We start from the raw sequence: 21,134 nt of genomic DNA on the forward strand, positions 1-21,134 counted from the left end.
GCCCGCATCTGCACCGCCCAACCGGCAACGCTCAGAACGCGTCGCCCGGCACGCGCACCCAGCCTTCCATCAGCACGCGTGCGCTGCGGCTCATGATCGCCTTGGTGACGGTCCACTCGCCGTTTTCGAGCTGCGCTTCCGCGCCGACGCGCAGCGTGCCCGACGGATGGCCGAAGCGCACCGCGTTGCGTTCGCCACCGCCCGCCGCCAGGTTGACGAGCGTGCCGGGGATCGCCGCGGCCGTGCCGATCGCCACCGCCGCCGTGCCCATCATCGCGTGGTGCAGCTTGCCCATCGACATCGCGCGCACCAGCAGGTCGACGTCGCCCGCATTCACGCGCTTGCCGCTCGATGCGACGTAATCGGCCGGCTTCGCGACGAACGCGATCTTCGGCGTGTGCTGCCGCGTCGCGATTTCATCGAGCGTGTCGATCAGGCCCATGCGCAGCGCGCCGTGCGCGCGGATCGTCTCGAACTTCTCGAGCGCCTTCGCATCGCCGTTGATCGCGTCCTGCAGCTCGGTGCCCGTGTAGCCGATCGCTTCCGCTTCGACGAAGATCGTCGGGATCCCCGCGTTGATCATCGTCGCCTTCAGCGTGCCGACGCCCGGCACCACGAGATCGTCGACGAGGTTGCCGGTCGGGAACATCGAGCCGCCCGCGCCTTCTTCCTCGGCGGCCGGGTCCATGAACTCGAGCTGCACCTCGGCGGCCGGGAACGTAACGCCGTCCAGCTCGAAGTCGCCCGTCTCCTGCACCGCGCCGTTCGTCACCGGCACGTGCGCGACGATCGTCTTGCCGATGTTCGCCTGCCAGATCCGCACGACGGCGACACCGTCGCGCGGCACGCGCGCCGGATCGACCAGCCCGCCGCTGATCGCGAACGGGCCGACCGCCGCCGACAGGTTGCCGCAGTTGCCGGTCCAGTCGACGAACGCCTTGTCGATCGAGACCTGGCCGAACAGGTAGTCGACGTCGTGGCCAGGCCGCGCGCTCTTCGACACGATCACCGTCTTGCTGGTGGACGACGTCGCGCCGCCCATCCCGTCGATCTGCTTGCCGTACGGATCGGGGCTGCCGATCACGCGCAGCAGCAGCGCGTCGCGCGCGGCGCCCGGCGCCTGCGCGGCGTCCGGCAGGTCCTGCAGCCGGAAGAACACGCCCTTGCTGGTGCCGCCGCGGATATAGGTCGCGGGAATCCTGATTTGAGGAGTGTGAGCCATGTGTGCGTTATCCCTGTGTGACCCGATCAAGCCGCCTGCGACGATTCGAGGAAGTCCTGCGCGAAGCGCTGCAGCACGCCGCCCGCCTCGTAGATCGACACTTCCTCGGCCGTATCGAGCCGGCACGTCATCGGCACCTCGACGCGCTCGCCGTTCTTGCGGTGAATCACGAGCGTCAGGTCGGCGCGCGGCGTGCGCTCGCCGATCACGTCGAAGGTTTCGGTGCCGTCGATGCCGAGCGTCGTCCGGTTGGTACCCGGCTTGAACTCGAGCGGCAGCACGCCCATCCCGATCAGGTTCGTGCGGTGGATCCGCTCGAAGCCTTCGGCGGCGATCGCCTCGACGCCCGCGAGCCGCACGCCCTTCGCGGCCCAGTCGCGCGACGAACCCTGGCCGTAGTCGGCGCCGGCCACGACGATCAGCGGCTGCTTGCGATTCATGTACGTCTCGATCGCTTCCCACATCCGCATGACCTTGCCTTCCGGCTCGACGCGCGTGAGCGAGCCCTTCTTCACCGCGCCGTCGACGATCGCCATCTCGTTGATCAGCGTCGGGTTCGCGAAGGTCGCGCGCTGCGCGGTCAGGTGGTCTCCCCGGTGCGTCGCGTACGAGTTGAAGTCCTCTTCCGGCAGGCCCATCTTCGCGAGGTATTCGCCGGCCGCGCTGTCCAGCAGGATCGCGTTCGACGGCGACAGGTGGTCGGTCGTGATGTTGTCGCCGAGCACGGCGAGCGGGCGCATGCCCTGCAGCGTGCGCTCGCCGGCCAACGCGCCTTCCCAGTACGGCGGACGGCGGATGTACGTGCTCTGTGCGCGCCAGTCGTACAGCGGCGCCGCGCGCTCGCCCGCATCGGCGCTACGCGCGAACATCGGCTCGTAGACCTTGCGGAACTGCTCGGGCTTCACGCTCGACGCGACGATCGCATCGATCTCCTCGTCGGTCGGCCAGATGTCCTTCAGCGTGACGGGTTTGCCGTCCTGGTCGTGACCGAGCACGTCCTTCTCGATGTCGAAGCGGATCGTACCGGCGATCGCATACGCGACGACCAGCGGCGGCGACGCGAGGAACGCCTGCTTCGCATACGGGTGGATGCGGCCGTCGAAGTTGCGGTTGCCGGACAGCACGGCGGTCGCGTACAGGTCGCGATCGACGATTTCCTGCTGGATCTTCGGGTCGAGCGCGCCCGACATCCCGTTGCAGGTCGTGCACGCGAACGCGACGATGCCGAAGCCGAGCTTCTCGAGTTCGGGCAGCAGGTTCGCTTCTTCCAGGTACAGCTCGACCGCCTTCGAGCCGGGCGCGAGCGAGCTCTTCACCCACGGCTTGCGCGTGAGGCCGCGCGCATTCGCGTTGCGTGCGAGCAAGGCCGCTGCAATCACGTTGCGCGGGTTGCTGGTGTTCGTGCAACTCGTGATCGCGGCGATGATCACCGCGCCGTCGGGCATCTCGCCCGCCTTCTCTTCCCACTGGCCGGCGATCCCGCGCGCGGCGAGGTCGGACGTCGGCAGCCGCTTGTGCGGGTTCGACGGGCCAGCCATGTTGCGCACGACGCTCGACAGGTCGAACGTCAGCGTGCGCTCGTACTGCGCGTTGTTCAGCGTATCGGCCCACAGGCCGGCCACCTTCGCGTAGGTCTCGACGAGCTTCACCTGCTCGTCGCTGCGGCCGGTGAGGCGCAGGTAGTCGGTCGTCTGGCCGTCGATGAAGAACATCGCGGCCGTCGCGCCGTATTCGGGTGCCATGTTCGAGATCGTCGCGCGATCGCCGAGCGTGAGGCTCGCCGCGCCCGGGCCACGGAATTCCAGGTATGCGCCGACCACCTTTTCCTTGCGCAGGAATTCGGTCAGGGCGAGCACGACGTCGGTCGCGGTGATGCCGGGCTGGCGCTTGCCGGTCAGCTCGACGCCGATGATGTCGGGCAGGCGCATCCACGACGCGCGGCCGAGCATCACGTTCTCCGCTTCGAGGCCGCCGACGCCGATCGCGATCACGCCGAGCGCGTCGACGTGCGGCGTGTGGCTGTCGGTGCCGACGCAGGTGTCCGGATATGCGACGCCGTCTTGCGCCTGGATCACCGGCGACATCTTCTCGAGGTTGATCTGGTGCATGATGCCGTTGCCCGGCGGGATCACGTCGACGTTCTCGAACGCCTTCTTCGTCCACTCGATGAAGTGGAAGCGATCCTCGTTGCGGCGATCCTCGATCGCGCGATTCTTCGCGAACGCGTCCGGATCGAAGCCGCCGCATTCGACGGCGAGCGAGTGGTCGACGATCAGCTGCACGGGCACGACCGGGTTCACCTTCGCCGGGTCGCCACCGCCGTCGGCGATCGCATCGCGCAGGCCGGCGAGATCGACGAGCGCCGTCTGCCCGAGGATGTCGTGGCACACGACGCGTGCCGGGAACCACGGGAAATCACGTTCGCGCTTGCGCTCGATGATCTGCTTCAGCGAATCGGCAAGGATCGCCGGATCGCAGCGGCGCACGAGGTTTTCGGCGAGCACGCGCGACGTGTACGGCAGCGTGTCGTAGGCACCGGGCGCGATCGCTTCGACCGCGGCGCGCGCGTCGAAATAGTCCAGCGACGTGCCGGGCAGGGGTTTGCGGTTGGCGGTATTCATGGTGTGGGGAACTCGGGTATGGCGTCCGGCGCACGCCGGCCCCCGTCACGCGGGAGGCCGGTGTGCACGGTGGGCGTTTCAGCGCTTTTCGATCGGTACGAACTGCAGGTCTTCCGGACCGGTGTAGTTCGCGCTCGGGCGGATGATCTTGTTGTCGATGCGCTGCTCCATGATGTGCGCGCTCCAGCCGGACGTGCGCGAGATCACGAACAGCGGCGTGAACATCGCGGTCGGCACGCCCATCATGTGATACGACACCGCGCTGAACCAGTCGAGGTTCGGGAACATCTTCTTCGCGTCCCACATCACCGATTCGAGGCGCTCGGCGATGTTGTACAGCTTCAGGTCGCCCGCTTCCTTCGACAGCTTGTGCGCGACGCCCTTGATCACCTTGTTGCGCGGATCGGAGATCGTGTAGACCGGGTGGCCGAAGCCGATCACGACTTCCTTGTTCTCGACGCGGCGGCGGATATCGGCTTCGGCGTCGTCCGGCGAGCTGTAACGGCTCTGGATCTCATACGCGACTTCGTTCGCGCCGCCGTGCTTCGGCCCGCGCAGCGCGCCGATCGCGCCGGTGATCGCCGAGTAGATGTCCGAGCCCGTGCCCGCGATCACGCGGCCGGTGAACGTCGACGCGTTGAATTCGTGCTCCGCGTACAGGATCAGCGACGTGTGCATCGCTTCGACCCACGACTTCGACGGCGTCTTGCCGTGCAGCAGGTGCAGGAAGTGGCCGCCGATCGAGTCGTCGTCGGTTTCCGTCTCGATGCGCTTGCCGTTGTGCGAGAAGTGATACCAGTACAGCAGCATCGAGCCGAGCGATGCCATCAGGCGGTCGGCGATGTCGCGCGCGCCCGGCAGGTTGTGGTCGTCCTTCTCCGGCAGCACGGTGCCGAGCACCGACACGCCCGTGCGCATCACGTCCATCGGGTGCGCGGACGCCGGGATCTGCTCGAGCGCCGCCTTCAACGCGTTCGGCAGGCCGCGCAGCGCGCGCAGCTTCGTCTTGTACGCGGCCAGTTCGGTCAGGTTCGGCAGCGTGCCGTGAACGAGCAGGTGCGCGATTTCTTCGAATTCGCACGATTCGGCGACGTCGAGAATGTCGTAGCCGCGATAGTGCAGGTCGTTGCCGGTCTTGCCGACCGTGCACAGCGCCGTGTTGCCGGCCGTCACGCCCGACAGCGCCACCGACTTCTTCGGCTTGAATGCGCCTGCGGCGGCCGGTGCTGCTGCGTCTTTCGTCTCGCTCATGTTTCTGCTCTCCAATGTGTATCGGGGGTATCAGCTGTCGGCCGGACTTGGCGCTTCAGCGCCTAGTGCGGCCCCATGCTTCGCGGTCGGCCGGACTTGGCGCTTTAGCGCTTAGTGCGGCCCCATGCTTCGCGGTCGGCCGGACTTGGCGCTTTAGCGCCTGGTGCGACCCCATGCAAAGCTGTCGGTTGAACCGGCGCCGCGGCGCCGGGCCCGATCGATGCGAAGCTGTCGGCCAGACCTGGCGCTTCAGCGCCTGGTCCGGCCCCATGCAAAACGTTCCGGAATCGAGTCCCGGCGCGCGGACGCGTTACTTCTTGCCCTGCGCGAACAGCTCGTCGAGCTTGCGCTCGTATTCGTGATAACCGAGGAAGTCATACAGCTCGGCGCGCGTCTGCATCGTCGGCACGGCTGCCTTCTGCGTGCCGTCGCGGCGCAGCGTCTCGTAGAAGTTCAGCGCGGCCTTGTTCATCGCGCGATATGCGCCGCAGCAGTACAGCGCGATGTCGACGTTCGCTTCGCGCAGCTCGTCGAGCGTGAACAGCGGCGTCGAGCCGAATTCGGTCAGGTTCGCGAGGATCGGCACCTTCACGGCTGCCTTGAAGCGGCGGTAGTCGTCGAGCGACTTCATCGCTTCCGGGAAGATCATGTCCGCGCCGGCTTCGACGTAGGCCACCGCGCGCTCGATCGCCGAGTCGATCCCTTCGGCGGCAGCCGCGTCGGTACGCGCCATGATCACGAACTGGTCGTCGGTACGCGCATCGACCGCCGCCTTGACGCGATCGACCATTTCTTCGACCGGCACGACTTCCTTGCCCGGACGGTGGCCGCAGCGCTTCTGGCCGACCTGGTCTTCCAGGTGCACGGCCGCGACGCCGGCCTTGATGAACGAGCGCACCGTACGCGCGATGTTGAACGCGCCGCCCCAGCCGGTATCGATGTCGACCAGCAGCGGCAGGTCGGTTGCGTTGGTGATCCGGTTCGCGTCGATCAGCACGTCTTCCATCGTGCTGATGCCGAGGTCGGGGATCCCGAGCGAGTTCGCGGCGACGCCGCCACCCGACAGATACACGGCCTTGAAGCCGACGGCCTGTGCCATCTTGGCTGCGTACGCGGTGATCGCGCCGACCACCTGCAGCGGCTGCTCCGCCGCGACTGCCGCGCGGAATTTCGCGCCGGCGCTCTGAAGATGCGTATTGCTCATGAACGGCCTCCTGAAGGAATGACCATTAACAGCAAGGACCGGGCCAGCTCGCGCAATGTCGCTAACCCACTGATTCTTAAGCAACCGGCACGGGCGATGCCGCACCCGGAGATTTCAATTCGGCAATTTCACGTTTCAAAAATGAAATCGCACGCGCATAATCGACCGTCATGGACCTCTCCTCGACCAAACCCGTCGGCCCGGCCGATCGTGCGGCGCGCCCGCGCATCTGGGCGATGGGCATCAGCCGCCTGCGCGAACTGTTTCGCGAAATCGCCGGCGAATTCGACGAACGCGCCGACGTGCGCATCGTCACGCGCGCCTATGAGGATGCGCTCAGCGCGATCGCCGAGGCCGGCACCGCGCGGCCCGACGTAATCGTCGCGGCCGGCTCGAACGGCGCCTTCCTGAAGACGCGTGCGCAGGTGCCGGTGGTGGTCGTGTCGCCGACCGGCTTCGACGTGATGCAGGCGCTCGCGCGCGCCCGGCGCGACGCGTCGCGGATCGCGCTCGTCAGCGCCGGAGAAACGCCGCCCGAAGTACGCCGCTTCGTCGCCGCGTACGGCCTCGACGTGCAGTTTGCGTCATATCAGTCCGCGCAGGAAGCGGAAGCCTGCGTGCACGAGCTGCGCGACCGCGGCATCGAGACGATCGTCGGCCCCGGCCTCGTCACCGATCTCGCGGCCAGCGCCGGCATGGGCGCGGTGTTCCTGTATTCGCACGCATCGGTGCGCAAGGCCGTCGATACGGCGCTCGAAGTCGCGTATGCGACGCATGCCGAGGCGTTCCGCCGCCAGCGGCTCGACAACCTGCTCCAGCACCTGCGCGACGGCGTGGTCGCGCTCGACGCGCGCGGCCGCGTGGAGGCGATCAACGAGCGGCTCGCATCGGCGCTCGGGGTCGAACCCGCGGCGGCCGTCGGCCGCGCGCTCGTCGACCTGCGGCCCGAGCTGCGCACGCTGCGCGGCGAGGACGGCGACGCGCTCGCGACCGTGCGCGGCGTGCGCTACGTCGTGCATCGCGGGCCGCTCGTCGATCGCGGCGTCACGTCGGGCAGCGTGCTGACGTTCCAGGAATCGCGCGCGGTCGAACGGCTCGACCGCGCGCTGCGTTCGCAACCCACCACGCAGCAGTTCGCGGCGCGCTATGCGCTCGACGACGTGGTCGGCGCATCGGCGCCGATGGCGCGCGTGCGCGATCTCGTGCGCCGCTACGCGAAATCCGACGCGACCGTGCTCGTGCTCGGCGAAAGCGGCACCGGCAAGGAGATGATCGCGCAGAGCCTGCACGCGCTGTCCGCGCGGCGCAGCTACCCGTTCGTCGCGGTCAACTGCGGCGCGTTTCCGGAAGCGCTGCTCGAAAGCGAGCTGTTCGGCTACGAAGAAGGGGCGTTCACGGGCGCGCGGCGCGGCGGCAAGACCGGCCTGTTCGAAGCCGCGCACCGCGGCACGCTGTTTCTCGACGAGATCGGCGAGATGCCGCCGTCGCTGCAGAGCCGGCTGCTGCGCGTACTGCAGGAGCGCGAGGTGATCCGTCTCGGCTCGACCGAGCCGATCCGCATCGACGTGCGCGTGATCGCCGCGACGCACCGTCCGCTGCTCGCGGCCGTCGAGGCCGGCACGTTCCGCGCGGATCTCTACTACCGGCTCAACATCCTGAACGTCGGCCTGCCGCCGCTGCGCGAACGCGCCGCCGACATCCCGGCGCTCGCGGCCACGCTGCTCGTGCAGGCCGCACGACGCGAACCGCGCCTCGCCGAACGCCTGCGCGACGCCGCCGATGCCGCGCGCGTGCTCGGCACGACGCAGGCTGCGCTCGCGCGCTACCGGTGGCCCGGCAACGTGCGCGAACTGCAGAACGTGATCGAGCGGATCGCGGTGGAGCTGGCCGAGGAAGCCGACGAAAACGATCCGGCCGCCGCGTGCGGCACGCTCGATCCCGACGCGCTTCAGGCGATCGCACCCGAGCTGTTCGCGACGCCACCCAATACGGCCGACGCCGACGATGCGCAGACGCTGCACGCACGCCGCCGTCGCGCGGAAGCCGACGAGATCCGCGCGGTACTCGACGCATGCGGCGGCGACCGCGACCGCGCATGCGCGATGCTCGGCATCAGCAAGACGACGCTGTGGCGGAAGTTGTCGGTGAAGTAGGGCCGGCTGCCGCGCAGTGACCGAGCCGACCGTCAGTCGGCCTTGTGATAGTGGCGGTACGCCTTCGCGCGATTGCCGCACGACGACATCGAACACCAGCGGCGGCTGCCGTTCTTGCTGTCATCGATGAACAGCCACTGGCAGGCGTCGTTCGCGCAACGCTTGACCTTCGCGAGCCGCACACCGCCGAGCAGGTCGATCGCCGACCACAGTACCGGGCTCAGCAGCCCCGCGAGCGTTGCACCCGCCGCTCCGACCCGCCACGCATAGCCGCCATCGATGCGCGCCAGCGCGACGCGCGGCGCCGCTTCCGCCAGAAAACCGCCGAGCAGGGCAAGATCGTCGGCCTGCGGCTCGCGCTGCTCGGCCTGCGCATGAAAGAGCCGGTACAGCGCCTCGCGCAATGCGAGCGCGCGCGCCAGAATCGCCGGCCCACCCGCCTCTTCGCCGCGCGCGCGGCACGCTTGCGCCAGGTCGGCCGGCACGCCGGCCTGCGCCCGACACCACGCCAGCAGGTCGTCCATCGAGCCGAAGGTTTCCGTCGGCGGATCGCTGCCACGCCAGTACAGCGTGTTCGCGAAATCGATGCTCAGGGTTTCGGGCGGCGCCGGAATCAGGCAGTCCATCGTGACGGAAGGTTGCGTATCGCTCATGTCCGGATCGTATCTAACCACCATGCCGGTTGACAAGCCCACGGGCGCTTCCTAACATAACCAGCATGGTAGTTATAAACAGGTTTGCTGCACTGACACCCGCCTCAGTTCAAGGAGCCACAGATGATCGATCGCCTTTCGTCCGGTGTTATCCACAACGACCGCAGCCGCGCGTTCTATGACCGCACACTCGGCGCACTCCGCTACAAGCGGCTGGCATGGTGGTTATAAGCAGGATTGCCGCACCGACGTCCCTCTTCAGTCCAAGGAGCCACAGATGATCGATCACCTTTCGTTCGGCGTTGCACACATCGGCCGAAGCCGGACGTTCTACGACAGCACGCTCGGCGCGCTCGGCTACAAACGGCTGTACAGCGACGACGGCTCCATCGGGTACGGCACGACCGAACCGGAGCTGTGGTTGCAGCACGCGGCTCGCCCGATTGCCGCCGATCCCCAGTCGGGGCTGCACCTGTCGTTCAAGGCGGCGTCGCCGGTTGAAGTCGACGCGTTCTACCGTGCCGCGCTCGAGCACGGCGGCCAGGACAACGGCGGGCCCGGCAAGCGCAAACACTACGGCCCCGGCTACTACGCGGCGTTCGTCGTCGATCCCGACGGCTATCGGCTGGAAGCGCACTGCGAACTCGACAACATCGTGTAATCGCGCTTGCGTACTCATGCCAAGGGCCCGATTCCGCGCAGTGCGGAATCGGGCCCTTGCCTTTGAACCATCGGTATCCGGCGCCCGACGACCGCCAGCAGCGGTCGTTCGACGGGATCGCCGGGTGCGCAGCTATCGCGCGTCGCGCGTGTGCTGCAGTTGCTCGCCGAGTCCTTCGACCCCGAGGCGCACCATCTGGCCGGCCTTGAGGAACACCGGCGACGGCTTGATGCCCATGCCCACACCCGGCGGCGTGCCGGTCGTGATCACGTCGCCCGGCAACAGCGTCATGCAGCGCGACAGATAGGCAATCAGCTGCGCGACGGTGAACACCATCGTGCGCGTGTTGCCGTTCTGATAGCGGTGGCCGTCGATTTCGAGCCACAGGTCGAGACGCTGCGGATCGGGCACCTCGTCGCGCGTGACGAGCCACGGGCCGATCGGGCCGAACGTGTCGAAGCCCTTGCCCTTGTCCCACTGGCCGCCGCGCTCGATCTGCCATTCACGCTCGGACACGTCATTGACGACGCAGTAGCCCGCGACGTAATCGAGCGCGCGCGCTTCGTCGACGTCCTTGCAGGCCGCGCCGATCACCACACCCAGCTCGACTTCCCAGTCGGTCTTGACCGAGCCCTTCGGGATATCGATGCCGTCGTTCGGGCCGCAGATCGAGCTCGTCCACTTGCCGAACACGACCGGCTCCTTCGGCACCGGCATGCCGGCTTCGGCCGCGTGATCGGCATAGTTCAGGCCGATGCCGATGAACTTGCCGACCTGCCCGACGCACGCGCCGATGCGCGGCTCGCCTGCCACCAGCGGCAGCGTGGCCGGATCGATCGCGCGCAGCCGCGCGAGACCCGCGTCGGACAGCACATCGCCGGACAGATCCGGCACATGTGCGGACAGGTCGCGAATCCGGCCGTCCGCGTCGAGAATACCGGGCTTTTCCTGGCCGGACGGGCCATAGCGAAGCAGTTTCATCGTGCTCAACCTCTGTTGTCGAATGGGACAGGATACCGGCCGACGCGGCCCTTCACGGCCGCGCGCCGGACTGATTGTCGATCGTCGATTGCGCGCGTCGGCGCCGAATCCGGCATGCCGTTCGACGCGCGAGGGTCGCGCGGGCGCAGCGATCGTGGCGCCGCACGGAAGTACGGCGCACATCGAACGGGCAGCCGCCGGTCTGCGCATCGGCGACGACGGCCCGGCACCCGCGACATGGTCCGGCCCGTACCGGCCGGCTTCACGCGCGGCCGCACCGTCGCTGGCCCGCCAGCCTTTGTACCATCGGCCGCGCGCCGTGAAATGACCCGCGACGGATACCGACTATTGGTGCGCCCGCCGACGCTGCGGCGCAGCATCGCGGACGGCGCCGCCCGCCATTTCCTTTCGAAAACCTTGAACCGGTGCCACCTGTCATGAATACCGGGTATTCGGGGCTTCCCTGTCATCCTGAAAGCGAATTGATCCGTTCTTATCTGGTAACGATCGGTAAAAAGACGCTGCATTGCACACTAAATGTTTGTTGTTAAGCTCAAACGGATGGCGTTCGTCGCCACACGCGGGCTCGACACAAGCGTGTTGCAGAATCGGTCAGCGTGCGTCGCCAATCGATCGACAGTCACCCCCAACTTCACACCGACAATGCAAACAACCAACGACCTGATTCCCGGCTGCGACGCTCGGGAATCGATGGGCGCAATCGACCGCTATCGCGCACCCGCGCTCGACAAGGGTCTCGATATTCTCGAACTCCTGTCGGAGCAGAAAGAAGGCCTTACCCGCACCGAAATCACGAAGGAACTCGGCCGCAACGCGAGCGAGATCTACCGGATGCTCGAACGCCTCGTCGCGCGCCGCTACGTGATGCGCTCGACCGGGGGCGATCGCTACACGCTCAGCCTCAAGCTGTTCTCGCTCGCGCATCGGCATCCGCCGATGAGCCGGCTGATCGCCGAAGCCTTGCCGCTGATGCAGCGCTTCGCCGACGCCTCCGAGCAGTCGTGCCACCTGTCCGTCTACGATCGCGGCAATCTGCTCGTGATCGCGCAGGTCGACGGGCCCGGCTCGTGGGGCGTCTCGGTCCGGCTCGGCTCGCGCGTCGGGCTCGCCGATTCGGCATCGGGGCGCGTGATGCTGTCGTTCCAGGGTGCCGAGCAGCGCGCGCACATGCTCACCGAGCATCGCAAGGTCAAAGGCGAAGCGCCGCTGAACGAGCAGGAACTCGCGTATGCGTGCCAGTCCATCCGGCAGACCGGCTACCTGCGCCAGGACAGCCGCCAAGCCTACGGTGTGACCGACCTGACCGCGCCGATCCTCGGGCCGTCCAGCCATGCGATCGCGGTGCTGACGTGCCCGTACATGCGCCGGATCGATGCGCACATGGCACCGTCCGTCGACACGGTCGTCGAAGGGTTGCGCAACACGGCCGCTCTTCTGTCGATGAGCCGCGACGAGACCTGCTGACGCGCAGGCCCGGCGGAGCGCACCGGGTGCGACGCCATTGCGTCGGCCCCGGTCGCGCGCAACACCGGTGCGCGACGCGGCGCACGGTGCCAGATCGTGCGCCCACCGCGCTACGCTAAAATAGCGGCCCTCTCAAAAACTACGGCGGCCGGTTGTCGCGGCCGTCGTGTCCGATGGATGTCATGGCCAAACTTCTGAACGATCAAGAATTCCAGCGTTTCTCCGAACTTCAGCAGAAGCAGGCAAGCTTCACGATCACGCCCGAAGAGGCGGACGAACTGCGCGATATCGTCGCGCGCGCACAGAAGAAGCGCGACGATCGTGCCACCGCAATGCAGACGATCGAGAACTACATCGAGCAGTTCGACATCACGCCCGACGAGCTGTTTTCGCCCGACCAGATCGGCGACGCGGCCCGCACCTACGGGCTTATCACCGCGACCAAGAAGGAACGCACGCTGCCGCCGTCGATCACGTTCAACGGCAAGCCGTACCAGTGGACCAAGACGCTTCCGGACGACGTGCGCGGCGCGCTGTTCGACGCGTTCACGTCCGGCGAATCGGTCAAGCGCTTCATCGCGATGCCGAAGGACACCGCGCGCTGCGCATTGACGATCGCCCGCCTCGAGCGCGAAACCGGCGCCGTCTATGCCGATCCGCACCTCGAGGAACTCGCGATTTCGCGCGATCAGGTGAACGACGCGGCGTCGAAACTCGCTGCCTGAAGGTAACCGCGGGCACGGTTCATGCGTGCCCGCCCCACTGCGCGACGCCGGCCTTGGCCGGCGCTGCGCCGGTGGGAGCCACGCGTCCGGATGCTCCCGAAAAGTCTCACCTTGGCATCCCGCAAGCACTCACCTGTGCCTCCCGAAAAAGCTCACCAAGGCTCCTGGAAAGCCTCACCCAAGCCTCCCGGATGTCCTCACCGACACTTCCCGCAGATCCTCACCGAGGCGCCCCGGAAAGGCTCACCGACGCCTCCCGCAGAGTCTCACCAGCCACTCCCGGGAAGGCTCACCAAGCGCTCCCGTATCGACTCACCACCACCTTCCCGGATAAGCTCACCAGCAGATCCCGAAAAGTCTCACCTTTTGGGAAAATTCGAATTTTCGAGGCTGGAACGCGGCGGTCAATGCGTGTGGAGACCTTGCAGAAAACAGCGACGCGGGATGGATATCGCGGCAAGCGGCACGCGTCTCGCAGCGCCATATGAGCGTCGATATTTCCGTCGCGAACAGGCGCCGACACGTTCGTGGTTGCTTCGCTCGCGAGACAGGCTCAAATGATCTGCATTCCTGACTGTAAATATCCGCAACGTGCCGGGAGGCCGGAGACATCCACGGCATGCAACGTCTCCGCGCGCCGGGGTGCCAGCAGACGCTACGGCTGCAGCTTCATCCTGAAACCCACGACGCCGGGCTCCTCCGTCGTCGACACGGCAAAACCACACGACTTCGCCAGCGAGATCATCGCCGAGTTCTCGCGCAGCGCCTCGCCGATCATCCATGCGGTTCCGCGCGAGCGCGCATAGTCGATGATTCGGGCCATCATCAGCCGGCCAAGCCCCTTGCCCTTCTGATCGGGTCGTACCGCGATCGCGAACTCCGCCGTCTCGTTGTCGGGATCCGCAACCGCGCGCGCGACCGCAAGCGTGTGATCCCGCCCGGACACATCGGTGAACGACACGATGAAGGCCATCTCACGGTCGTAATCGATCTGCGTCATGCGCGCCACCTGCGAATGATCGAAGCTGCGCACCGCGCCGAAGAAACGCATCCGCAGATCGTCCGGCGTCATCGCGCCGAGCAGTTCATTGTGCGCGGCCTCGTCTTCCGGACGGATCGGGCGGATCGTCACCGTCTCGCCGCGCCACTCGAGCGTCTGCTCGAGATGGCGCGGATACGGCATGATCGCGAGCCGGCTGCGCCCCGCGGCCAGCGTGATGCGCGGCGCAATCACCTGCGCGCGGTCGGCCCGCACGCGCAGCGTGACCGACATCGCAACGACTTCGCGCACGTCGCAGACGACCTGCGACAGCGCCGTCAGCGCGTCGAGTGTCGGCTCGATGGGCGTGCTGCGCGCATACGGCGAGCGCTCCATCACCGCGCGAGCGAGCACGGAGTTCAGCGGCGGCAGGCCATAGACGACGAACGGCGCCGATACGCCGTCCGCAGGCGGCACGGCATAGCGAAACACCGGGCCGAAGTTCGAATCGTCGTACATGTCGACCGTGACATCGACGACTTTCGTGCCGGCCGGCTCGACGGCCGGCTCGCCCTGCAGGCCGAAATGCGACAGCCAGCGCAGCGCGGCTTCGCCGGTCAGCTCGTGCCGGCCCGCTTCGACCATCCGGCGCGCGTCGCCCTGTGCGGATGCCACGCACTCGGCCGGCTGCGGCGGCGTGCCCTCGGGCGTTTGCATCAGCAGTTGCCGCCCGAGGCTGTAGTCGACGAGACGCGCATACGCGCGCGCGAGCCGCTGCGGCGTGGTGTGCACGGGAATGCCGTTCGCGTGCAGTGCATCGCGCGTCGCCGCATCGACCGCGCCGAAGAAACACGCGAGGATGCCGCGATGCGCATGCTGCCGCGCTTCGATCAGCGTGTGCGCAACCGCATCGGCCGGCGCGCTGTGGGAGGTCGAATGGACGACGAACAGCGTGCCTGTTTGCGGGAACGGCGCGAGCGCCTTGATCGCCGCCGCAAAATGCTCGGGGCGCGCATCGTCGCCCAGCGTCAGCGGATTGCCGGGCGACGCGAGATGCGGCAGCGCGGCCGACACGGCCGACGTGGCCGCGGGTGACCAGTCGGCCAGCACGTCGCGCACCTCGGCCACCGCATCGACCGCGAGTTTCGCGACGCCCGCATCGCTCGTGACGAGCGTGGCCGCGCCGCGCGCGGTGACGCGGCCGACGCCGAGCGTCTCGATCTCGTCGAGCAGATCGTCGAGCGCATCGACACGCACCATCCCCGCGCGCTGGAACGCCGCCGTATAGAGTGCGTCGCCGGGATCCGCGCGGCCGGTGCGCAATGCGAGCACCGGCTTGTTGCGCGCCGCCGCGCGCGCGGCCGACATGAACTTGCGCGCGGCGCGCACGGTATCGAGTTCGAGCAGGATCGCGCGCGTGCCGGGATCGCTCGCAAGATAGTCGAGCACGTCGCCCGCATCGACGTCGGACTCGCCGCCGAGCGCGACGACATGCGAAAAACCGAGGCCCCGCGCATCGGCCCAGCCGAGCACCGCGTTCGTCAGCGCATTCGATTGCGACACCCACGCGACGCCGCCCGACCGCACCGTATAGGCCGGCGCACCGAAATGCGCATGCCGCGCAGGCGACAGCACGCCGAGGCTGCCCGGCCCGACGATACGAAGCACGAACGGCTTCGCCGCCTTCAGCGTGCGATCGAGCGCGGCGCGATCGGCGTCCGTGCGCGCCTCGCCGACGATCACCGCGACGCGCGTGCCGAGCTCGCCCAGCTTGCGCACGATGCCGGCCCAGGTTGCGGGCGGCGTACAGATCACGGCAACCGACGGCGGCGCGGGCAGCCGGTCGACATCGGACACGACCGCATGCCCGTGCAGGTCACGATACTTCGGATTGACGGGCCACACGGGCCCCTGGAATGCGCCGTCGAGCACGCGCGACCACACCATCGCGCCGATACTGCCCACGCGCGATGACGCGCCGACGACCGCAACGGACTTGGGCTGGAACAACGCATCGAGATGGCGAACGGTCACATCGGCTCCCTGCGGTAACGAAAGACGACTCGATCGGCATGCGGCACGGACAGGCCATGCGCCGATCGACGCGAACCCCAAGCATAGGCGAAGCGCATGCGGCTGCCTATATGCCGAACGGCCGACTATTCGACACGCGTCAACGCTCGCACCATGGGCCTGCAACACGAGCACGACCCGACATCGCCGCGCACCGGCCGAGCCCATTCGCTCGGCGCTCGCGGCGCAGGCATGCGGCGCGACGCCGCGGCCGCTTCGTCAAAGGTGAGGATTTACAGGAGCTATGGTGAGTATCTTCGGGAATTGCACGGCGCCCTCCACAAACACGCGAGCGGTGATCGGAATTCGCGGCACGCGTGCACCGCGAGAATGGCGCAGGCCGATGCGCATGTGCTGCGCAATTGCAGGTGTGTTTACCGGAATTCGCCGCGATATGCCGTCGAATCGCGGCGAATTCGCAAAACGGGATCCGTTCATTGCGCGGTGTCGCAGTTCAATACACCGTAGGGAATCGCACCGGGAATGCACAAAAACAAAACGGTGCGACGGCCGCATGGCCGTTCGCACCGTCAGTCAGCACGCGAAAGGTGAGGTTTTTCGGGAGTCAGTCCTTGATCAGGAAACGCGCGCGGTTCTTGCCAAGCCACGTCGGCGACCGCCCGCGGCCACTCCAGGTTTCACCCGTCTTCGGGTTCAGGTATTTCGGCGGCGACGTACGCTTCGGCTTCGCTGTGGCAGCGGCCGCTCCTGCCGGACGAAACCCGAGTTCTTCCGGCGTAATGTCGTATTCCTCGATTTTCGCGCGGATATCGGCAATCGCATCGGCAATCGCCTTTTCGCGTTCCTTGTCGATCTTTTCCTGAAGCCGTTCGAGCTGCGCGGTCAGTTGTCTGTAGGTCGCCATATGGATGGGACTCCGTGAGGGTTATTCGTGAAAAATAGATGACTCTCAGCCAACAGAAAAACGCTTCGCCCGATCGTGGTCTCCCCAGCCGGTTATCTCGGGATCAATAACCGCTCTTCTTCTTGCATGCGAAGAGAAGATTTCGCGTGGTGTCATCGCTCGATTGCTGAAGCACGTCGAAATCCCCGTTGCAGATCGCCCGGGCATTGTCCGTGCAATTGCTCCAGTCACGGCCGGTGCATTGCACCTGGGTAGTCGGGCGCCCGTCCGAAGTGAACAGCGGCGCGGCACCGCCACACCCGCCGAGCCCCGTAACCAGAGCCACCACGACGGCCGCCCGAGGCCACCGACAGACCGACGCAAGCATGTGTTTCATTGTTCTTCCCGTCAACCTTTTTTTGAATGCCGCGAGTATGCCATGCGCGGCCCTTCCGCCGTCAGTTCGGCGTGCGGCCCGGTTGCCCGCGCGCCTTGTACGGCAGGCTCTTGCGAGGATCTTCGGTGATGCGAACGAATACCTGCTCGACGTCCGGAAGCGCCTCGAGTTCGCGTTGCAACGCCTGGTGATCGAACGCCGTATCCGCACATCCTTCGACGTAAATGAAACGCCGCTGCACGGTGATCCACAGGCTCGTGCCATGCAACCGATCGGAGCCGGCGAAGTGCGTCTTCACCGCGTCGGCGATCGGTGCGTCATACAGATACGAGTTCGGCTTCGAGCAGCGGTGCGCGAGCCAGCAGGTGGTGCCGCGCTCCGCCCGGTAATGCGCATCGTCCGTCATCTCGGCCCGGGTCATCCACGGGCCGAGCGGCAACGGGCATTCGGCCACGTCCTGCGACAGCGCGATGAACGGATCGTTGTACCAGTTGCGCCGCGCCTCGGGCGCGTCGACGTCGCCCGGCTGCGCGAGCGCAGTGGTCGCCAGCACCATCGTCAGCCACCCTGCGATGCCGATCCGCTTCATCGTGATCTCCTGTTCGATGCGTCACGTCCGACCGCGTCGGCTTTGCCGATCGGCCTACCGGTCGATACCCAGCGCCGCCAGCTTCTTGTACAGCGTCGCGCGGCCGATCCCGATGCGCGCGGCCGCTTCCACCACCTTCCCGTCGCAGGCCGCCAGCGCATCGGTCAGGAACTGGCGCTCCCACGCCGCCAACGCATCGGCATACGAAGCGGCCGACGCGGCAGGCACCTCGCCCGCCCGCCGCTCGGCCGGCGCTACGGCCGCCCGCTGCGCCGATGCGGCGCCGTCCGTCGATACACGCACCGGCCCAAGGAACGGCGCGAGTGCACGCGCGTCGATCACCGACCGATCCGACAGCATCAGCGCGCGTTCAAGCGTATTGCGCAACTCGCGCACGTTGCCCGGCCACGGATACGCACACAGCATCCGCAGCGCATCGTCGGTCAGCTCGCAATGGGCGGCGCGCCCGTGCTGCGCGGCCAGTTCCTCGAGCGTCGCGTAGACGAGCGCCGCGATGTCGGACGCGCGCTCGCGCAGCGGCGGCGCGTGGATCGTCAGCACGTTCAGCCGGTAATAGAGATCCGCGCGAAAACGCCCCGCCGCGACCAGCGCCGGCAGGTCAGCGCTCGTGGCAGCGATGATCCGGACGTCCGCGCGCACGATCCGGTTCGAGCCGACCGGCTCGAATTCCTTGTCCTGCAGCACGCGCAGCAGCTTGCCCTGCAGCGGCAGCGGCATGTCGCCGATCTCGTCGAGAAACAGCGTGCCGCGATCGGCCAGCTCGAACTTGCCGACGCGCCCCTTGCGATCGGCACCCGTGTACGCGCCGGGCGCCGCACCGAAGAATTCGGTTTCGAGCAGCGTGTCGGGAATCGCGGCGACGTTGACGGTCACGAGCGGCTGGAGTGCACGCGCCGACGCCGCGTGGATCGCATGCGCGAGCAGTTCCTTGCCGGTGCCCGTCTCGCCGAGCAGCAGCACCGGCGAATCGACCTGCGCGGCGCGGCGCGCCTGGCGCTTGGTTTCGAGGCTCGCGGCGCTCGTGCCGACGAAGCTCGCGAACGTGTATTTCGCGCGGCGCGCCTGCGCGAGCGAACGCTGCGTCGCGATCAGTTGCTGCTGAAGCTGCGCGTAGCGGGAAAAAATCGGCGTGAGCGTCTTCAACTGGTCGAACAGCGCGAAACCGATCGCGCCGACCGTTTCGCCGGCCTCGTTCTTCAGTGGCAAGCGCGTGACGACGAGCGGCTCGCGGCCCGTCTCCATGATGTCGAGCAGGATCGGCTGCCCGGTCGACACGACCTCGCGCATCAGGCTGTTCGGGATCACGGCCTCGCAGTCGAGGCCGACGGCCTGCTGCGGATCGGCGAAACCGAAACGCGCCGCGTACCGCTCGTTCATCCACACGACGCGCGCATCGCGATCGACGACCACCGTGCCCGCGCTCGAATCCTCGAAGGTCCGGAACAGCGACTCGGCGGCGCGCCGCAGCACGTCGCCGTAGTTGACGGGCAGGCGGGCCCAGTCGTTCATCATCGTGTCTTCGTCTCCGTGTATTTTCGACCGGTTGTCTCCCGATCGAGACGGATTATCTCACTTTGGAGACACGCCGCGATGCGTTGTCCGGGAAAGCCCTGCCCGATTCCACGGGCTGGCCGGACGGCCATTTCGTCTCCGGATGGAGACGTTTTATGTAGAATCGTCAGACAACGACCGGCGCGGGCCCGCCGGTCTCCGGCGGACCCATGTCCGGCGGCGCAATCCGGCCGATGGCACGAAACCTGCACGAACCTGAGCCGGTCCGCGGCGCATCGCGCGATCGAACAACAACCAAAGCCATTAGGAGACTCCCTTGTCTTTCGTGATCGTCCTCGCCGCGCTGGCGTTCCTGATGTTTGCCGCGTATCGCGGCTACAGCGTGATCCTGTTCGCGCCGATCGCCGCGCTCGGCGCGGTGCTCCTGACCGACCCCGCCGCCGTCGCCCCGGTCTTCTCCGGCATCTTCATGGAGAAGATGGTCGGCTTCGTCAAACTGTATTTCCCGGTGTTCATGCTGGGCGCGGTGTTCGGCAAGGTGATCGAACTCTCCGGGTTCTCCGAGTCGATCGTCCACGCAGCCATCCGCTACATCGGCCGCTCGCGTGCGAATGCGGTGATCGTCGCGGTGTGCGCGCTGCTCACCTATGGTGGCGTGTCGCTGTTCGTCGTGGTGTTCGCGGTCTATCCGTTCGCGGCCGAGCTCTATCGCCAGAGCAACATTCCGAAACGATTGATGCCCGGCGCGATCGCGCTCGGCGCGTTCTCGTTCACGATGGATTCGCTGCCCGGCACGCCGCAGATCCAGAACATCATCCCGACCACGTTCTTCAAGACGACCGCGTGGGCCGCACCGGCGCTCGGCACGATCGGCTCGCTGTTCATCATCGTCGTCGGCCTCAGCTACCTGGAATGGCGCCGCCGCTCGGCAATGGCGAAGGGCGAAGGCTACGGCACGTCGCTCGTCAACGAGCCGGAGCGCGTCGAGACGACGTCGCTGCCGAATCCCGCACTCGCGATCCTGCCGCTGATCCTCGTCGGCGTGTCGAACTTCGCGTTCACGAAGCTGATCCCGCAGTGGTACGGCGCCGCGTCGTACACGGTCGCGCCGGACGTGCTGCCGGGCGTGCACGCGCCGGTCACGGCGTCGATCAAGACGGTCGTCGCGATCTGGTCGGTCGAGGCCGCGCTGCTGCTGGGCATCGTGCTGGTGGTGCTGACCGCGTTCAAGCGCGTCAGCGATCGCTTCGCGGCCGGCTCGAAGGCCGCCGTCGGCGGCGCGCTGCTCGCCGCGATGAACACCGCGTCGGAATACGGCTTCGGTGGCGTGATCGCCGCACTGCCGGGCTTCCTGGTCGTGGGCGATGCGCTGAAGAGCATTCCGAACCCGCTCGTCAACGCGGCCGTGTCGGTCAGCTCGCTCGCCGGCATCACGGGCTCGGCGTCGGGCGGCATGAGCATCGCGCTCGCCGCGATGTCGGATCTGTTCATCAAGGGTGCGCAGGTCGCCAATATCCCGCTGGACGTGCTGCACCGGGTCGTCGCGATGGCGAGCGGCGGCATGGACACGCTGCCGCACAACGGCGCGGTGATCACGCTGCTCGCGGTCACGGGCCTCACGCACCGCGAGTCGTATCGCGACATCTTCGCGGTCACGATCATCAAGACGCTCGCCGTGTTCTTCGTGATCGCCGTGTACTACACGACGGGGCTCGTGTAACACCCTCCGCGGCGGCCCGGCTCCGGGCCGCCGCCCGGCGGGC

16 protein-coding genes are annotated in these 21,134 nt (G+C 67.2%); 5 read left to right on the top strand and 11 right to left on the bottom strand.

The genetic code is table 11. The features are described 5' to 3' along the window. Positions 1–31: 31 nt before the first annotated feature. From prpF to prpB, 4 genes are all read right to left on the bottom strand, one after another. Entirely contained in the window at positions 32–1,222 is a 1,191-nt protein-coding gene (gene prpF / locus LGN19_RS24275; RefSeq protein WP_174957865.1) for a 2-methylaconitate cis-trans isomerase PrpF, read from the bottom strand. Between the two features lie 26 nt (positions 1,223–1,248). Then, positions 1,249–3,843: a Fe/S-dependent 2-methylisocitrate dehydratase AcnD gene (gene acnD, locus LGN19_RS24280; protein ID WP_122948255.1), complete on the bottom strand. Its 2,595-nt coding sequence runs from the start codon at positions 3,841–3,843 to the stop codon at positions 1,249–1,251. A gap of 78 nt (positions 3,844–3,921) precedes the next feature. Beyond that, positions 3,922–5,094: a 2-methylcitrate synthase gene (gene prpC, locus LGN19_RS24285; protein WP_122948256.1), complete on the bottom strand. Its 1,173-nt coding sequence runs from the start codon at positions 5,092–5,094 to the stop codon at positions 3,922–3,924. Positions 5,095–5,404: 310 nt separating this feature from the next. Further along, on the bottom strand, positions 5,405–6,298 hold the full coding sequence (prpB, locus tag LGN19_RS24290; protein WP_011353756.1) for a methylisocitrate lyase: 894 nt from the start codon (positions 6,296–6,298) through the stop codon (positions 5,405–5,407). A gap of 170 nt (positions 6,299–6,468) precedes the next feature. On the opposite strand from prpB, the gene prpR reads away from it, so the two are divergent. Next, complete coding sequence (gene prpR / locus LGN19_RS24295; RefSeq protein WP_226217553.1) at positions 6,469–8,451, top strand: propionate catabolism operon regulatory protein PrpR; 1,983 nt, start codon at positions 6,469–6,471, stop codon at positions 8,449–8,451. Between the two features lie 32 nt (positions 8,452–8,483). On the opposite strand, the gene LGN19_RS24300 is transcribed toward prpR, so the two are convergent. Then, positions 8,484–9,128: a CGNR zinc finger domain-containing protein gene (locus tag LGN19_RS24300; protein WP_226217573.1), complete on the bottom strand. Its 645-nt coding sequence runs from the start codon at positions 9,126–9,128 to the stop codon at positions 8,484–8,486. A gap of 253 nt (positions 9,129–9,381) precedes the next feature. Here LGN19_RS24300 and LGN19_RS24305 point away from each other — a divergent pair, with 253 nt between their 5' ends. Further along, positions 9,382–9,765: a VOC family protein gene (locus LGN19_RS24305; RefSeq protein WP_226217555.1), complete on the top strand. Its 384-nt coding sequence runs from the start codon at positions 9,382–9,384 to the stop codon at positions 9,763–9,765. Between the two features lie 132 nt (positions 9,766–9,897). Here the strand turns inward: LGN19_RS24305 and LGN19_RS24310 are convergent, their stop codons facing one another. Continuing rightward, positions 9,898–10,746, bottom strand: a complete 849-nt coding sequence (locus tag LGN19_RS24310; protein WP_174957869.1) for an ureidoglycolate lyase — start codon at positions 10,744–10,746, stop codon at positions 9,898–9,900. 663 nt (positions 10,747–11,409) lie between these two features. Between LGN19_RS24310 and LGN19_RS24315 the strand changes: the two genes are divergently transcribed. After that, positions 11,410–12,231, top strand: a complete 822-nt coding sequence (locus tag LGN19_RS24315; protein ID WP_226217557.1) for an IclR family transcriptional regulator — start codon at positions 11,410–11,412, stop codon at positions 12,229–12,231. A gap of 173 nt (positions 12,232–12,404) precedes the next feature. Next, the gene (locus tag LGN19_RS24320; protein WP_122948263.1) at positions 12,405–12,956 is read left to right on the top strand and encodes a hypothetical protein; all 552 of its coding nucleotides are present in this window, start codon (positions 12,405–12,407) and stop codon (positions 12,954–12,956) included. Between the two features lie 655 nt (positions 12,957–13,611). Here the strand turns inward: LGN19_RS24320 and LGN19_RS24325 are convergent. The 5 genes from LGN19_RS24325 to LGN19_RS24345 all read right to left on the bottom strand — a co-directional run bounded on the left by LGN19_RS24325 (position 13,612) and on the right by LGN19_RS24345 (position 19,371). Next, positions 13,612–15,969: a GNAT family N-acetyltransferase gene (locus LGN19_RS24325; protein WP_226217560.1), complete on the bottom strand. Its 2,358-nt coding sequence runs from the start codon at positions 15,967–15,969 to the stop codon at positions 13,612–13,614. A gap of 604 nt (positions 15,970–16,573) precedes the next feature. Further along, positions 16,574–16,873: an H-NS family nucleoid-associated regulatory protein gene (locus LGN19_RS24330; protein ID WP_122948265.1), complete on the bottom strand. Its 300-nt coding sequence runs from the start codon at positions 16,871–16,873 to the stop codon at positions 16,574–16,576. 103 nt (positions 16,874–16,976) lie between these two features. Then, positions 16,977–17,249 (bottom strand): hypothetical protein, encoded by a 273-nt coding sequence (locus LGN19_RS24335; RefSeq protein ID WP_122948266.1) that lies wholly within the window; start codon positions 17,247–17,249, stop codon positions 16,977–16,979. A 61-nt stretch (positions 17,250–17,310) separates the two neighbouring features. Then, on the bottom strand, positions 17,311–17,838 hold the full coding sequence (locus tag LGN19_RS24340; RefSeq protein WP_226217562.1) for a BON domain-containing protein: 528 nt from the start codon (positions 17,836–17,838) through the stop codon (positions 17,311–17,313). Positions 17,839–17,892: 54 nt separating this feature from the next. Further along, entirely contained in the window at positions 17,893–19,371 is a 1,479-nt protein-coding gene (locus tag LGN19_RS24345) for a sigma-54 interaction domain-containing protein (protein ID WP_226217563.1), read from the bottom strand. Between the two features lie 316 nt (positions 19,372–19,687). On the opposite strand from LGN19_RS24345, the gene LGN19_RS24350 reads away from it, so the two are divergent. Beyond that, positions 19,688–21,091 (top strand): GntP family permease, encoded by a 1,404-nt coding sequence (locus LGN19_RS24350; RefSeq protein WP_122948269.1) that lies wholly within the window; start codon positions 19,688–19,690, stop codon positions 21,089–21,091. Positions 21,092–21,134 lie beyond the last annotated feature (43 nt).

Source organism: Burkholderia sp. AU30198, from assembly GCF_020419825.1.
Taxonomy (GTDB): Bacteria; Pseudomonadota; Gammaproteobacteria; order Burkholderiales; family Burkholderiaceae; genus Burkholderia.

Bases quoted from the DNA above. Each gene is read 5' to 3' on its own strand.
- prpF (WP_174957865.1), bottom strand. From the start codon at position 1,222: ATGGCTCACACTCCTCAAATCAGGATTCCCGCGACCTATATCCGCGGC.
- acnD (WP_122948255.1), bottom strand. From the start codon at position 3,843: ATGAATACCGCCAACCGCAAACCCCTGCCCGGCACGTCGCTGGACTAT.
- prpC (WP_122948256.1), bottom strand. From the start codon at position 5,094: ATGAGCGAGACGAAAGACGCAGCAGCACCGGCCGCCGCAGGCGCATTC.
- prpB (WP_011353756.1), bottom strand. From the start codon at position 6,298: ATGAGCAATACGCATCTTCAGAGCGCCGGCGCGAAATTCCGCGCGGCA.
- prpR (WP_226217553.1), top strand. From the start codon at position 6,469: ATGGACCTCTCCTCGACCAAACCCGTCGGCCCGGCCGATCGTGCGGCG.
- LGN19_RS24300 (WP_226217573.1), bottom strand. From the start codon at position 9,128: ATGGTGGTTAGATACGATCCGGACATGAGCGATACGCAACCTTCCGTC.
- LGN19_RS24305 (WP_226217555.1), top strand. From the start codon at position 9,382: ATGATCGATCACCTTTCGTTCGGCGTTGCACACATCGGCCGAAGCCGG.
- LGN19_RS24310 (WP_174957869.1), bottom strand. From the start codon at position 10,746: ATGAAACTGCTTCGCTATGGCCCGTCCGGCCAGGAAAAGCCCGGTATT.
- LGN19_RS24315 (WP_226217557.1), top strand. From the start codon at position 11,410: ATGCAAACAACCAACGACCTGATTCCCGGCTGCGACGCTCGGGAATCG.
- LGN19_RS24320 (WP_122948263.1), top strand. From the start codon at position 12,405: ATGGATGTCATGGCCAAACTTCTGAACGATCAAGAATTCCAGCGTTTC.
- LGN19_RS24330 (WP_122948265.1), bottom strand. From the start codon at position 16,873: ATGGCGACCTACAGACAACTGACCGCGCAGCTCGAACGGCTTCAGGAA.
- LGN19_RS24335 (WP_122948266.1), bottom strand. From the start codon at position 17,249: ATGAAACACATGCTTGCGTCGGTCTGTCGGTGGCCTCGGGCGGCCGTC.
- LGN19_RS24340 (WP_226217562.1), bottom strand. From the start codon at position 17,838: ATGAAGCGGATCGGCATCGCAGGGTGGCTGACGATGGTGCTGGCGACC.
- LGN19_RS24345 (WP_226217563.1), bottom strand. From the start codon at position 19,371: ATGATGAACGACTGGGCCCGCCTGCCCGTCAACTACGGCGACGTGCTG.